Origin of the sequence: Vineibacter terrae (assembly GCF_008039615.1) — a bacterium.
In the GTDB taxonomy this organism is placed as follows: domain Bacteria; phylum Pseudomonadota; class Alphaproteobacteria; order Reyranellales; family Reyranellaceae; genus Vineibacter; species Vineibacter terrae.
In genome coordinates this window covers 1-13,441 of record NZ_VDUZ01000058.1, presented here as the reverse complement: position 1 = coordinate 13,441, position 13,441 = coordinate 1, and the positions used below count along the sequence as shown (strand labels likewise).

Annotated in this window: 12 protein-coding genes; 9 read left to right on the top strand and 3 right to left on the bottom strand. The window is 69.9% G+C overall.

Annotated elements, in window-relative coordinates; translation table 11 throughout:
• Positions 1-144 precede the first annotated feature (144 nt).
• The 3 genes from ugpA to ugpQ all read right to left on the bottom strand — a co-directional run bounded on the left by ugpA (position 145) and on the right by ugpQ (position 3,414).
• Positions 145-1,074 carry a sn-glycerol-3-phosphate ABC transporter permease UgpA gene (gene ugpA, locus FHP25_RS34300; protein WP_147851505.1) on the bottom strand — a complete coding sequence of 310 codons (930 nt, stop codon included), beginning with the start codon at positions 1,072-1,074 and terminating at the stop codon, positions 145-147.
• Positions 1,075-1,144: 70 nt separating this feature from the next.
• On the bottom strand, positions 1,145-2,464 hold the full coding sequence (gene ugpB, locus FHP25_RS34295; protein WP_147851504.1) for a sn-glycerol-3-phosphate ABC transporter substrate-binding protein UgpB: 1,320 nt from the start codon (positions 2,462-2,464) through the stop codon (positions 1,145-1,147).
• A gap of 203 nt (positions 2,465-2,667) precedes the next feature.
• Entirely contained in the window at positions 2,668-3,414 is a 747-nt protein-coding gene (gene ugpQ / locus FHP25_RS34290) for a glycerophosphodiester phosphodiesterase (RefSeq protein ID WP_147851503.1), read from the bottom strand.
• A gap of 150 nt (positions 3,415-3,564) precedes the next feature.
• Between ugpQ and hyfB the strand changes: the two genes are divergently transcribed.
• The 9 genes from hyfB to FHP25_RS34245 all read left to right on the top strand — a co-directional run bounded on the left by hyfB (position 3,565) and on the right by FHP25_RS34245 (position 13,317).
• Positions 3,565-5,616, top strand: coding sequence for a hydrogenase 4 subunit B (gene hyfB, locus FHP25_RS34285; RefSeq protein WP_178133996.1), 2,052 nt, complete (start codon positions 3,565-3,567; stop codon positions 5,614-5,616).
• Entirely contained in the window at positions 5,613-6,557 is a 945-nt protein-coding gene (locus FHP25_RS34280; RefSeq protein WP_147851501.1) for a respiratory chain complex I subunit 1 family protein, read from the top strand. The genes hyfB and FHP25_RS34280 overlap by 4 nt, the downstream gene beginning before the upstream one ends.
• Positions 6,554-7,219, top strand: coding sequence for a hydrogenase-4 component E (locus FHP25_RS34275; protein WP_147851500.1), 666 nt, complete (start codon positions 6,554-6,556; stop codon positions 7,217-7,219). Before FHP25_RS34280 ends, FHP25_RS34275 begins: the two co-directional genes overlap by 4 nt.
• On the top strand, positions 7,216-8,667 hold the full coding sequence (locus FHP25_RS34270; protein WP_147851499.1) for a hydrogenase 4 subunit F: 1,452 nt from the start codon (positions 7,216-7,218) through the stop codon (positions 8,665-8,667). Before FHP25_RS34275 ends, FHP25_RS34270 begins: the two co-directional genes overlap by 4 nt.
• Before the next feature lie 4 nt (positions 8,668-8,671).
• On the top strand, positions 8,672-10,201 hold the full coding sequence (locus FHP25_RS34265; RefSeq protein WP_147851498.1) for a hydrogenase large subunit: 1,530 nt from the start codon (positions 8,672-8,674) through the stop codon (positions 10,199-10,201).
• A 2-nt stretch (positions 10,202-10,203) separates the two neighbouring features.
• On the top strand, positions 10,204-10,740 hold the full coding sequence (locus tag FHP25_RS34260) for an NADH-quinone oxidoreductase subunit B family protein (RefSeq protein ID WP_147851497.1): 537 nt from the start codon (positions 10,204-10,206) through the stop codon (positions 10,738-10,740).
• A 64-nt stretch (positions 10,741-10,804) separates the two neighbouring features.
• Positions 10,805-11,578 carry an SDR family oxidoreductase gene (locus tag FHP25_RS34255; protein ID WP_147851496.1) on the top strand — a complete coding sequence of 258 codons (774 nt, stop codon included), beginning with the start codon at positions 10,805-10,807 and terminating at the stop codon, positions 11,576-11,578.
• A gap of 31 nt (positions 11,579-11,609) precedes the next feature.
• Complete coding sequence (locus FHP25_RS34250) at positions 11,610-13,016, top strand: sodium:proton antiporter (RefSeq protein ID WP_218578815.1); 1,407 nt, start codon at positions 11,610-11,612, stop codon at positions 13,014-13,016.
• Positions 13,017-13,119: 103 nt separating this feature from the next.
• Positions 13,120-13,317: a hypothetical protein gene (locus FHP25_RS34245; RefSeq protein ID WP_147851494.1), complete on the top strand. Its 198-nt coding sequence runs from the start codon at positions 13,120-13,122 to the stop codon at positions 13,315-13,317.
• Positions 13,318-13,441: the final 124 nt, after the last annotated feature.

The following is a 13,441-nucleotide window of genomic DNA, read 5'->3' as shown; positions in this document are numbered from 1 at the left end:
TGGTGAGCACGGGTGAATGCTTCGCATTCACCCAGTCGGACCATGAAGTGGCCGCACCACGGTCGTGCGCGGCCATCATGGTTCGACAGGCTCACCATGAAGGCTACCGGGCGCCGGTCGCTGATAGACGTCATTGTGACAACCTCAGTAGTGGACCCGCCGCTCGATGAAGCGGAACTGCACGACGGTGAGCGCGATCACGATCATCATCAGGATGGTCGACTGCGCCGCCGAGCCGCTGAAATCCTGGCCGCGGAAGCCGTCCTTGTAGACCTTGTACACCAGGATCTCGGTCGCCTGCCCCGGGCCGCCCTGGGTCAGCGCGTCGACGATGCCGAAGGTGCCGAAGAAAGCGTAGATGATGTTGACCACCAGCAGGAAGAAGCCGGTCGGCGACAGCAGCGGGAAGATGATGGTCCAGAAGCGCCGCCCCGGCCCGGCGCCGTCGATCGCCGCTGCCTCGATCAGCGACTTGGGGATCGACTGCAGGCCGGCGAGGAAGAAGATGAAGTTGTAGCTGATCTGGTTCCAGCAGGCGGCCAGGATCACCAGCCACAGCGCCTGCGTGCCGTCGATCTGGTGGTTCCACTCGATGCCGAGCCCCGACAGCATGTAGGCCAGCACGCCGACGCGCGGGTTGAACATGAAGCCGAACAGCACGCCGGCCACCGCCGGCGCCACCGCATAGGGCCAGATCAGGAAGGTCTTGTAGAGCGTGGCGCCGCGCAGCGTACGGTCGGCCATCACCGCCAGCAGCAGCGCCAACGCCAGGCCGACGGTGGCCACCAGCAGGCTGAACACCAGGGTGAGGCGCGCCGAATGCCAGTAGCCCGGGTCGCTCAGCAGGCGATCGAAGTGCCGGAAGCAGCGCTGCCAGGCCTCGCCGCCCAGCGGGTCGGCGAGCAGGCCGCTGCACAGGAACTGGGTGTTGCCGCCGAAGGCGTCCTCCAGCACGAACGACTGCCAGACCGCCTGCGCCGATGGCCAGATGAAGAAGGCGATGGTGACGAAGAGCTGCGGCGCCAGCAGCAGGTAGGGCAGCAGCTTGGTGTCGAAGGTGACGCGCTTGTGCATGGGCGCTCGGGAACGCGGGTCTGCGGGCACCGGCCGTGCCCGTCATCGGACACGGCCGGCGCCCATTGCTTCAGTTGTTGGCCGCCGCGAAGTCCTTGAGCAGCTTGTTGCCGCGGGTCACCGCGTCGTCAAGCGCCTGCTTGGCGTTCTTCTTGCCCGACCACACCGACTCCAGCTCCTCGTCCATCACGTCCCGTATCTGGACGAAGTTGCCGATGCGCAGGCCCTTGGAGTTCTCGGTCGGCGGGTTCAGCGTGAGCTGCTTCACCGCCACCTCGCGGCCCGGGAACTGCTTGTAGAAGCCCGACTTCTCGGTGATCTCGACGGCCGAGAGCGTGATCGGCACGTAGCCCGTCTCCTGATGCCACTTGGCCTGCACCTCGCCCTTGGACAGGAAGGTGAAGAACTTGGCGACGCCGGGATACTCGTCCTTGGGCTTGCCCTGCAGCACCCACAGCGTGGCGCCGCCGATGATCGAGTTCTGCGGCTTGGCGATGAACTCGGGCCAGTACGGCATCATGCCGATGCCGACCTTCTCGACGCCCAAGGCCTTCTGGATGCCGGCCGCCGAGCCCGACGAGGCGATGTGCATGGCGCACTCACCGGCGTTGAACATCGGGGTCGACTTGCCCTCACGCCCACCGTAGACGAACACCTTCTCCTTGCCCCAGTCGGCCAGGGTCTGGATGTGCTTCACCCGCAGCGCATCATTGATCTTGAGCTCGATATCCAGACCGCCGAAGCCGTTCTGCTTCGTGGCGAACGGCTGGTTGTGCCAGGCGCCCAGGTTCTCGATCATCGTCCAGGTCTGCCATTGCGGCGTGAAACCGCATTTGGCGCCCGAGGCGACCAGCTTCTTGCCCATCTCCCCCAGCTCCGGCCAGGTGGTCGGCGGCTTCTCGGGATCGAGGCCGGCCTTCGCGAACATCTCCTTGTTCCAGTAGAACACCGGCGTGGACGAGTTGAACGGCATCGACAGCAGCTTGCCGTCGGTCGTCGAGTAGTAGCCGTAGACCGGGCCGATATAGGCCTTGGGATCGAACGGCTCCTTGGCGTCGGCCATCAGCTGGTAAACGGGATAGATGGCGCCCTTGGCCGCCATCATGGTCGCGGTGCCGACCTCGAACACCTGCACGATGTGCGGATGGGCGTTCTGCCGGGCGCGGAAAGCGGCGATCGCGGCCGTCAGGGTCTCGGTGTAGGAGCCCTTGTAGACCGGCACGATCTTGTAGTCGCTCTGCGACTTGTTGAACTCCTCGGCCAGCTGATTGACCGTGTCCCCCAGATTGCCGCCCATGGCATGCCAGAACTGGATTTCCTTCTGAGCATGGGCCGGCAGCGCGGCGATCAGCGCGGCGAATGCCGCGGAAGCAAGCAGACTGGTGCGCATCGACGGCACCTCCCCTCTCGACAAATGAAACCGACGCCCGCGATTAGGGCCGGCGTGTCACCGCTTGATTGCGGCTTTGTGACAACAACGTTACCCCGACGAGCGGGCATGCGGAAAGAGGGGAAATGTCGACGCGATCAACGTCCCGCCGTCGGCGTTCGCTGCGTTCGGGATGAGAGGTGATGCCGTGGCGGGATCACCTTCTATCCGATCGCGGCGGCGATGATGTCCGGCACATCGGTGATGACGCAGTCGACGCCCATGGCCACCAGGTCCCGGGCCAGGGCCGGGTCGTTGATCGTGTAGACGCTGAGCTTGTAGCCGGCGGCCTTGACGGCGGCCGCCCGCGCCACGGCGAGCTTGCCGCCGTTGGTGTTGACGCCGACCGCCGCCACTGCCTGGGCGCGATCCCGCCAATCGTCCTGCAGCTCGTCGATCAGGATGGCGCGCGGCAGCTCGGGCGCCGCGTCGCGCGCGGCAGCCAGCGCCGCATCCTTGAAGCTCGACAGCAGCGGCGTGGGCAGATGCGCCGGCCACAGGCGGCGCAGCATCGCCACCACCGCCCGCGCGACCTCATCTTCGCGGCCGGGCGACGGCTTGATCTCGACATTGGCGCCCAGGCCGAGCGCCGCCAGCGCGGCGATCGCTTTCTCGAGCGACGGCACACGCTCGCCGGCGAAGGCGGCGCCCATCCAGGCCCCGGCATCCAGCCGCTCGATATCGGCCCACGACGTGGCCGCCACCGGCTGGTCCAGGCCCGTCGTGCGCGTCAGCCGGGCATCGTGCATCAGCAGCGGCACGTCGTCGGCCGACAGGTTGACGTCGAACTCGACCCAGGGCGCGCCGCGGCGCCTGGCCTCGCGCAGCGACGACAGCGTGTTTTCCGGTGCGTAGGCGGCAGCGCCGCGATGGCCGATGAGCCGCGGCAAGGACAAGGATGGCAACGACATCGCCGCACGATAGGCCGCCACATCAGCGCCGGCAACGCCGTGCGGCGCATGGCCCGCGCCGCCGGCTTATCCACTTTGCAATCAGAGTCCGCGTGCCGTTAAATGCCCGCACAACCATCAGCGCATCGCACGGGGGACAAGGGGAGGATCATGTCTGGCGTCGATCAGTGGGCTCTGATCGGCGTGGCGCAAACCACGCTGTTGGCGCTCGCGGTGGGCGGCTGCCTCACGAACCGCCGCCCCGTGCTGATCGTGCCGCTCTACGCGCTGGCGGGGCTGGCGTGCCTGATCACGCTGATCGCGGCGCTGGGCGCGCTGCTGACGGCCGCGCCCGATGCCGCCAGCCGGCTGGTGCTGCCGGTGGGACTGCCCGACATCCGCTCGCATCTGCGGCTGGACGGGCTCTCCGCCCTGCTCCTGGTGATCGTCAATACAGGCGGCGTCGCCGCGTGCGTGTTCGGCATCGGCTACGACGCCCATGCCGCGCAGCCGGCGCGCGTGCTGGCACCGTTCCCGCTGTTCCTGGCCGGCATGAACCTCGTGCCCCTGGCCGACGACGCCTTCACCTTCCTGGTCGGCTGGGAGCTGATGTCGCTGGCATCGTGGCTGCTGGTGCTGGCCGACCACGAGCACGCCGACAACCGCCGCGCCGGGCTCGTCTATCTCTCGATGGCCGCCTTCGGCGCCCTGGCGCTGCTGATGGCCTTCGGCGCCCTGGCCGGCGCCAGCGGCAGCTACACCTTCGATGCCATGCGTGCCGCGACGCCGTCGCCGAGGATCGCCGCGCTGGCGGCGCTGGCGCTGGTGCTGGGCGCCGGCTCGAAGGCCGGCCTGGCGCCGCTGCATGTGTGGCTGCCGCTGGCCCATCCGGCGGCGCCCAGCCATGTGTCGGCGCTGATGTCGGGCGCCATGACCAAGGTCGCGCTCTACGCGCTGATGCGCGGGCTCCTGGAGCTGACGGGCACGCCGCAGTGGTGGTGGGGCGGGATCCTGGCCGTCATCGGCGGCCTCACCGCGGCGCTGGGCGCCTTGCAATCGCTGACGCAGAACGACACCAAGACGCTGCTCGCCTACTCCACCATCGAGAATATCGGCGTGATCACGGCGGCGCTGGGGCTGGCGATCGCCTTCAAGGCCTCGGGCCAGCGGCTGGAGGCCGGGCTGGCGCTGACCGCCGCCCTGTTCCACGCGCTCAACCACGCCCTCTTCAAGCCGCTGCTCTTCCTCGGCGCCGGCGCCGTGCTGCACGGCACCGGCACGCGGGCGCTGGACCGGCTGGGCGGGCTGATCCATCGCCTGCGCTGGACCACGCCGCTGGTGCTGATCGGCTGCCTCGCCATCGCGGCGGTGCCGCCGCTCAACGGCTTCGCGTCGGAATGGCTGGTGTTCCAGTCGGTGCTGGACGCGACCAGCCTGGCTCATTGGGAGATGAAGTTCGCCACGCCGGTGGTGGGCGCGCTGCTGGCGCTGGCGGCGGCGCTGGCCGCGGCCAGCTTCGTGCGCTTCTTCGGCATCGCCTTCCTCGGCCGGCCGCGCGATGCAGCCGCCGCGGACGCAAGCGAGGTGGCGCCCTCGATGCTGGCCGCCATGGCCGGCCTGGCGACGCTGTGCCTCGCCTTCGGCGCCCTGCCCGGCGTGCCGCTCGATCCCTTGATGCGGGTGGCGGCGACGATGGTGGATGCCACGGGCGCCATGGACCGGCTGCTCCTCGGGCAGGGCGAGGGCCGCACGGCGTGGCTCGCGGTGGCGCCGCACGGCGATGTGACCGCCGTCTACGCCGGCCTGATCGCGGCGCTGGGGCTGGCGGCGCTGACCGGGCTCACCGTCGGCCTCGTCAGCCTGGCCTCGGGCAGCCGCCCGCGCCGCGGGCCGGCCTGGGATTGCGGCTTCCCCGATCCGCGCCCGCAGACGCAGTACACCGCCGCGAGCATGGCCCAGCCGCTGCGGCGCATCTTCGGCAGCGTGGCGCTGGCGGCGCGCGATAGGGTCGACATGCCGGCGGCCGGCGATACGCGGCCGGCGACGTTCACCAGCACGCTGCGCGATCCGGCCTGGCGCTACGTGTTCGACCCGCTGACCGGCCTGGTCGGGCGCGCCGCCGACCGGCTCAACGCCCTGCAGTTCCTCGCCATCCGCGTCTATCTCAGCCTGATGTTCGCGGCGCTGATCGGGCTGCTGGCCATCGTGGCCATCGTGCGATGACGACGCTGCTGATCTTCGTTGCCCAGCTGCTGCTGCCGGTGGCCGCCGCGCCGCTGCTGACCGGCTTCGTGCGCAAGATCAAGGCGCGCCTGCTGGGCCGGCGCGGACCGCCGCTGCTGCAGCCCTACCGCGACCTGGCGCGGCTGCTGCGCAAGGAGCCGATCCTGGCCGACAACGCCTCGTGGCTGTTCCGCGGCGCGCCCTACGGCGCCTTCGCCGCGATCTGGCTGGCGATGACGGCCATCCCCACCGTCGCCACCACGACATCGCCGGGCCTCGGGCTGGACCTGATCGCGATCGCCGGGCTGCTGGGGCTGGCGCGCATCCTGATCGCGCTCGCCGGCATGGATGTCGGCACCAGCTTCGGCGGCATCGGCGCCAGCCGCGAGATGACGATCGGCGCCCTGGCCGAGCCGGCGCTGTTCGTCGCCATCATCGCGCTGGCGATCATCGCCAACTCCACGGCGCTGCCCGACATGTCCCGGGCCATGAGCGAGGGCGTCGGCCTGCGCGTGTCGCTGGCGCTGGCGCTGGGCGCGATCGTGATGGTGGCCATCGCCGAGACCGGGCGCATACCGGTCGACAACCCGGCCACGCACCTGGAGCTCACCATGGTGCACGAGGCGATGGTGCTGGAATACTCCGGCCGGCACCTGGCGATGATCGAGCTGGGCGCGATGCTGAAGCTCGTGCTCTACCTGTCGCTGATCGCCAGCATCTTCGCGCCCTGGGGCCTGGCGCACGGCGGCGGCGCCGGCGACCTCGGCGCCGCGCTGGGCCTGTGGCTCACCAAGCTGGCCGCCGGCGGCTTCGTGCTGGCGGTATTCGAGACCGCGATCGCCAAGATGCGCGTCTTCCGCTACCCCGAGTTCCTGGGCGCGGCGCTGCTGTTCGGCATCCTCGGCGTCGTCTTCCTCTACATCTCGCAGCACCTGAAATGACCGACCTGGCGTTCGATGTCGCCCATCTGCTCGGCGCCCTGGTGCTGACCCTGAGCTTCGCGCTGCTCTACCAGCGCCGCCTGACCACCGCGATCAACGTCGTGGCGATGCAGGCCGCCACCCTGGCGGCGGCCGCGGCCTGGCAGGCCGTGACCCGCGATTCGCCGCACCTGTTCGCCACCGCCGCCATCGCGCTGATCTTCAAGGCCGCCGCCGTGCCGCTGCTGCTGCACTGGCTGATCCGCCGGCTCAACATCAGCGGCACGGTCGAGCCGGTGTTCGGCGTCACCCTGACCATGGGGCTGGGCGTCGGCATCACGGGGCTGGCGATCCTGCTGGTGCTGCCGATCACCGCCGGCGAGACCCTGCTGCTGCGCGAGGACCTCGCATTCGCGCTGGCCGTGACGCTGATCGGCCCCTTGCTGATGATCGCGCGCCGCAACGCCGTGATCCAGGTGGTGGGCTTCATGTCGATGGAGAACGGCCTGATCCTGGCCGCCGTGGGCGTCAAGGGCATGCCGCTGGTGGTCGAGGCCAGCGTCGCCTTCTCGGTGATGATCGCCACCTTCATCTTCGGCGTCTTCTTCTTCCACATCCGCGAGCGCTTCGATTCGCTGGACGTGTCGCGGCTGGAGGAGATGCAGGGGGAGCGCCACGGATGACCCCGCTCCTGGTGGTGCTGGGCGTGCCGGCAGGCGCCGCCATCGTGCTGGCCTTCATCAGCCAATGGCGGCTGGCGGCGTGGCTCAACGTCGCCGCCAGCGCCGCCACCTTCGCGGCGGCGGCAACGCTGTTCGTGGCCGAGCGGCCGGAGCCGGGCCACCTGCTGCTGGTCGACGACTTCAACATCTACCTGATCGCGCTGACGGCGTTCGTGGCGCTGACCACCGCCGTCTTCAGCGCCAGCTACATCGCGCACGAGGTCCGGCGGCGGCGGCTCACGCCGCGGCTGCTGCGCTTCTACCACGCCATGTACCAGGCCTTCATCGGGTCGATGCTGATGGCGCTGTCGGCCGACAATCTCGGCCTGATGTGGGTGGCGGTCGAAGGCGCGACGCTGTCGACGGCGCTCATGGTGAGCCTCTACCGCACCCCGGCCGCGATCGAGGCGGCGTGGAAATACTTCATCCTGTGCGGCGTCGGCATCGCGCTGGCGCTGTTCGGCACCATGCTGATGTACCTCGCGGCGCAACCGGCGCTGGGCGAAGGCATGGCCGCCGTCACCTGGTCGACCCTGATGGCGCATGCCGCCGACTTCGATCCGGCGCTGCTCAACGTCGCCTTCGTGTTCCTGCTGGTCGGCTACGGCACCAAGGTCGGCCTGGCGCCGTTCCATGCCTGGCTGCCGGACGCGCATGCCGAAGGCCCGACGCCGATCTCGGCCGTGCTGTCGGGCCTGCTGCTGAACGTGGCGCTCTACGCCGTGCTGCGCTTCAAGATGCTGCTGGCGGCCAATCCGCAGGCGCTGGCGCCGGGGCCGCTGATGATCGGCATGGGGCTGCTGTCGCTGTCGCTGGCGGCGCTGATGCTCTACCGCCGGCGCGACATCAAGCGGCTGTTCGCCTACTCGTCGATCGAGCACATGGGCATCGCCGCCTTCGCCTTCGGCATGGGCGGGCCGCTGGCCAACTTCGCCGGCCTGCTGCACATGACCATGCACAGCCTGGTGAAGGCGGCAATCTTCTTCACCGTCGGCCATGTCTCGCAGGTCAAGGGCACGCAGCGCATCGCCGACATATCGGGACTGACGACCAGCCATCCGGCGCTGGGCTGGTCGCTGGTCGCCGGCGTCGTCGCCATCGCCGGCCTGCCGCCCTTCGGCGTCTTCACCAGCGAGTTCCTGGTGGTGTCATCGACGTTCGCGCGCCAGCCGCTGCTGGCGCTGCCGGTCGCGGTCGGGCTGCTGGTCGGCTTCGGCGCCCTGCTGCTGCGGCTGCACCAGCTCGCCTTCGGGCCGCCGAGCCCCAACGCCCGCGTCGGCGGCCGGACCGTGCCGACGCTGTCGCTGCTGCCCATCTGGCTGCACCTCGCCCTGGCGCTGGTCGCCGGCATCTACCTGCCGGCGCCGCTGGTGGCGTGGTTCCAGTCGGTCGCGCGCCTGCTGGGGTGACATCATGAGCGACTCCCGCGCCACCCTGCATGCCGTGCTGGCCGGGCTCGGCCAGGCGGTCCCCTCGCACCTTCCCTGGCCGCGCCATGTGCTGGACCGCGCCAGCTGGCGCCAGCTGATCGACGCGCTGGGGCATCGGCGCTGGCCGCTGCTGGGCCTGTGGGCCGATGGCAGCACGGTGCACGCGGCGCTGGAGGACCACTCGGCGGCTGCGTTCGCCGTCGCGTCGCTGGACACCGAGGACGGCACCTATCCGTCCCTCGCCGCCGCGCGGCCGGCGGCGCTGCGGCTGGAACGCGCGGTGCGCGACCTCGCCGGCCTGAACGCCGTCGGCACGCCCGACGACCGCCCCTGGCTCGACCATGGCCAGTGGCGCCTCGCCGCGCCGCTGGCCGCCGACGCCCGTCCCGCCACGCCGCGTCCCGCCACCGACTACCGGTTCCTGCCGGTCGAGGGCGAAGGCCTGCACCAGGTTCCGGTCGGCCCGGTGCATGCCGGCATCATCGAGCCCGGGCATTTCCGCTTCCACGCCAACGGCGAGACGATCGTGCGGCTGGAAGCGCGCCTGGGCTACACGCACAAGGGCACCGAGGCCCTGATGCGCGGCAAGCCCCCCGCCGAAGCCGTGCGCCTGGCCGGCCGCATCTCGGGCGACTCAACCGTGGCGCACGCGCTGGCCTTCAGCCGCGCCGTCGAGGCGGCGGCCGGCATCGAGGCGCCGGCGCGCGCGCACTGGGTGCGCGCGACCATGGCCGAATGGGAGCGGATCGCGAACCATCTCGGCGACATCGGCGGCATCTGCAACGACGCGGCGTTCCCCTATCTCCAGGCGCAATGCACGGTGCTGCGCGAGAAGGTGCTGCAGGCCTGCGCCAAGGCCTTCGGGCATCGGCTGATGATGGATGCCGTGGTGCCGGGCGGCGTCGCCGTCGACCTCGCGCCCGAGCAGGCTGCCGCCTTCGCCGGGCTCGCCGCCGACCTGCTGCCGCCGTTCGAGGCGCTGTGCCGTGTTTATGAGACCAAAGGCTCCCTGCTCGACCGCACGGTCGCGACCGGCATCACCCCGCGGGCCGAGATCGAGCGCTTCTGGCCACCGGGCCCGATCGGCCGCGCCGCCGGCGCCGGCCGCGATGCGCGGCTGGCGCCCGGCTATCCACCCTATGACGAGCTGAATTTCGCCGCGCCGCGCCTGACCGCAGGCGATGTCGATGCCCGCGTGCGCCTGCGCATGGAGGAGGTGCGTCACAGCGTGCGCCTGATCCAGCGCATGCTGGTGGCGATGCCCGACGGGCCGACGCGCGCCGAGGTGCCACCCGTGGCGGGCGAGGGCCTGGCGCTGGTCGAGGCGTTCCGCGGCGAGATCCTGGGCTGGGCGCGCCTGGCGCCCGACGGCACCGTGGCGCGCTACCACGCGCGCGACGCCTCGTGGCTGCAATGGCCGCTGCTGGAAACGGCGGTGTACGACAACATCGTCGCCGATTTCCCGCTATGCAATAAATCGTTCAACTGCTCCTATTCGGGGCACGACCTTTAGCCATGCTGAAGCAGATCACTCGTGCCCTGCTGTCGCGACCGGTGACCATCGATGGCCCGGCCGCCGGCGACGCCGCGCTGAAGGAGCTGGCCGGCAAGGTCGACGCGCTGGCGCAGAAGCGGCTGGGCCGCAGCCTGGCGATCCGCGCAATCGACGCCGGCTCGTGCAACGGCTGCGAGCTGGAGATCCATGCGCTCAACAATCCGATCTACGACCTGGAGCGCTTCGGCATCCGCTTCGTCGCCTCGCCGCGCCACGCCGACGTGCTGCTGGTCACCGGCCCGGTGAGCCTCAACATGCAGGAAGCGCTGCTGCGCACCATCGCCGCCACCCCGGCGCCGCGCTTTGTGGTGGCGGCGGGCGACTGCGCCTGCACCGGCGGGCTGTTCGCCGGCTCCTATGCCTGCGCCGGCGCGCTCGAGTCGATCGTGCCGGTCGATCTGCGCATCGCGGGCTGCCCGCCCACGCCGCTGCAGCTGCTGGAAGGCCTGCTGGCGCTGCTGGCCGCGTCCGCCGGCAAGATGCCGGCACGGCCGTAGCAGGTTGTCCAAACCGCCCGACGCAGGGTATGCAACATCAAACCGTTGCAGAGTTCGGGTGACGATGTCGATTCTCAATTCATTCCGGCTCGATGGCCGGGTCGCGCTGATCACCGGCGCGGCACGCGGCCTGGGCTGGGAGATGGCGCAGGCGCTGGCCGAGGCCGGCGCCCATGTGCTGCTCAACGGCCGCACGCCGGAGCGCGTGCAGCCGCGCGTCGAGCAGCTGTGCGCATCAGGGCTGTCGGCGGCGATGGCGCCGTTCGACATGGCCGACCGCGCCGCCATGCAGCAGGCCGTGCAGGATGCTCTGGCTGCCGGCCGCATTGACGTGCTGATCAACAATGTCGGCGAGCGCGACCGGCGCTCGCTCGACGCCCTGACGCCCGCCGATTTCGAGCGGCTGATCGATGTCGACCTCAACGCCGCCTTCGCGCTGGCCAAGATGGTGCTGCCGGACATGCTCGCGCGCCGGTCCGGCCGCATCATCATGGTGACGTCGATCGCCGCCGACCTGGCAGCGCCGCGCTCGGCCTCCTATGTGGCGGCCAAAGGCGGGCTGGCGGCGCTGGTGCGCGCGATCGCGGCCGAGACGGGCGCCCGCGGCGTCACCTGCAACGCCATCGCACCCGGCTTCTTCATGACCGAGACCAACGAGCGGATGTTCAACTCGCCCGCCGGCGAGCGCTGGCGCGAGCGCGTGCCCATGCGCCGCTTCGCCGAGCCGCGCGAGATCGCGGGCGCCGCCCTCTTCCTCGCCTCGGACGCGGCCTCCTACGTCAACGGCCACACGCTGGTCGTCGACGGCGGCGTGTCGGCCACCTTCATCACGCTCTGAGCAGGGGCCGCGCACGATGGCAGGATCAAGGATGGCGGCGCTGGCCGTGCTGGCATGGCTGGCCAGCGGCGGCGTGGCGCTGGCCGCAGGCGAGGCGCCACATATCGACGGCGCCCGCCTCGGGCTTGTCTGGATGCTGCCGTTCGCCGGCATCCTGCTGTCGATCGCGGTCATGCCGCTGGCGGCGCCGACATTCTGGCACCACCATTTCGGCAAGGTGTCGGCGGCCTGGGCGCTGGCCTTCGTGGCGCCGTTCGCGGCCCTGTTCGGCCTGCCGACGGCGGTCTACGAGGTCATGCACACGCTGCTCCTCGAATACGTACCGTTCATCATCCTGCTGCTGGCACTGTTCACCGTGACCGGCGGCATCCGCGTGACCGGCAACCTGCGCGGCTCGCCGGCGGTGAACACCGCCCTGCTCGCGATCGGCACGGTGCTGGCCGGCTGGATGGGCACGACCGGCGCCGCGATGCTGCTGATCCGGCCGCTGATCCGCGCCAACGACGACCGCAAGCACAAGGTCCACGTCTTCGTCTTCTTCATCTTCCTGGTGGCGAATATCGGCGGCGCGCTCACGCCGCTGGGCGACCCGCCGCTGTTCCTCGGGTTCCTCAAGGGTGTCGCCTTCTTCTGGCCGACCACGCATCTCTTCACCGAGATGCTGGTCTGCGCCGTGGTGCTGCTGGCGGTCTTCTACGTCATCGACCGCTATTGGTACGCCAGGGAGGGCCATCTGCCGCGCGATCCGACGCCCGACAGCCCGATCGGCCTGCAGGGCGGCATCAACCTCGCGCTGCTGGCGGTGGTCATCGCCGCGGTGCTGCTGAGCGGCGCCTGGAAGCCCGGCCTCACCTGGTCCGTCAACCACGTCGAGCTCGAGGTCCAGAACGTCGTGCGCGACGTCGTGCTGCTGGCGGCCACGCTGCTGTCGATGCGGCTCACGCCGCGGGCGATCCGCGACGGCAACGGCTTCACCTGGGCACCGATCGCCGAGGTGGCCAAGCTGTTTGCCGGGATCTTCCTCACCATCGTGCCCGCCATCGCCATCCTCAAGGCGGGCAAGGACGGCGCGATGGCGCCGCTGGTGGGCCTCGTGAACCGCGCCGACGGCACGCCGATCGACGCCTGGTATTTCTGGCTGTCGGGCGGGTTGTCGAGCTTCCTCGACAACGCACCGACCTACCTCGTGTTCTTCAACCTCGCCGGCGGCGATGCCGCGACGCTGATGGGCCCGATGGCAGCCACGCTGGCCGCGATCTCCTGCGGCGCCGTCTTCATGGGCGCCAACACGTATATCGGCAACGCACCCAACTTCATGGTCAAGGCCGTGGTCGAGGCCGCCGGCATCCGCATGCCCAGCTTCTTCGGCTACATGGCCTGGTCGTGCGCCATCCTGGTGCCGCTCTTCATCGTGCTGACGCTGATCTTCTTCCGCTGACCTGTCGCAGCGGCGCCGTGATGGCGCCGCATTCGCGCCACATTGCTGACAAGCTCCTGACAGACCGTCCGCATGTATCCACAACGTCGCGGAGGGAAACGCCATGGCCCAAGTCACGCCGACGCATCGCAAGTACATCGCTGTCGCTGCCATCGTTGCCGTCGTGGTCGTCGCCGCCATCCTGCTGTTCACGAGCGGCACCCCCGAGACGCCGGCGACAGCCGAGCAGCCACAAACCAACGCGCCGAGCGCGCCCTCGACGTCGACGCCCGCGCCGCCGGCCACCGGCTCGACGAACTAGGGCCTGTTTTCAAACCGAGTCACATCTTACTTGTCACTCGGAATGAAATTTGATTCAAAGCTGTTCTTTGCGTGAGTTGCAGCAATGAACAGGCGGCCGCTGAGTGATGAGCAATGGTCGGTGA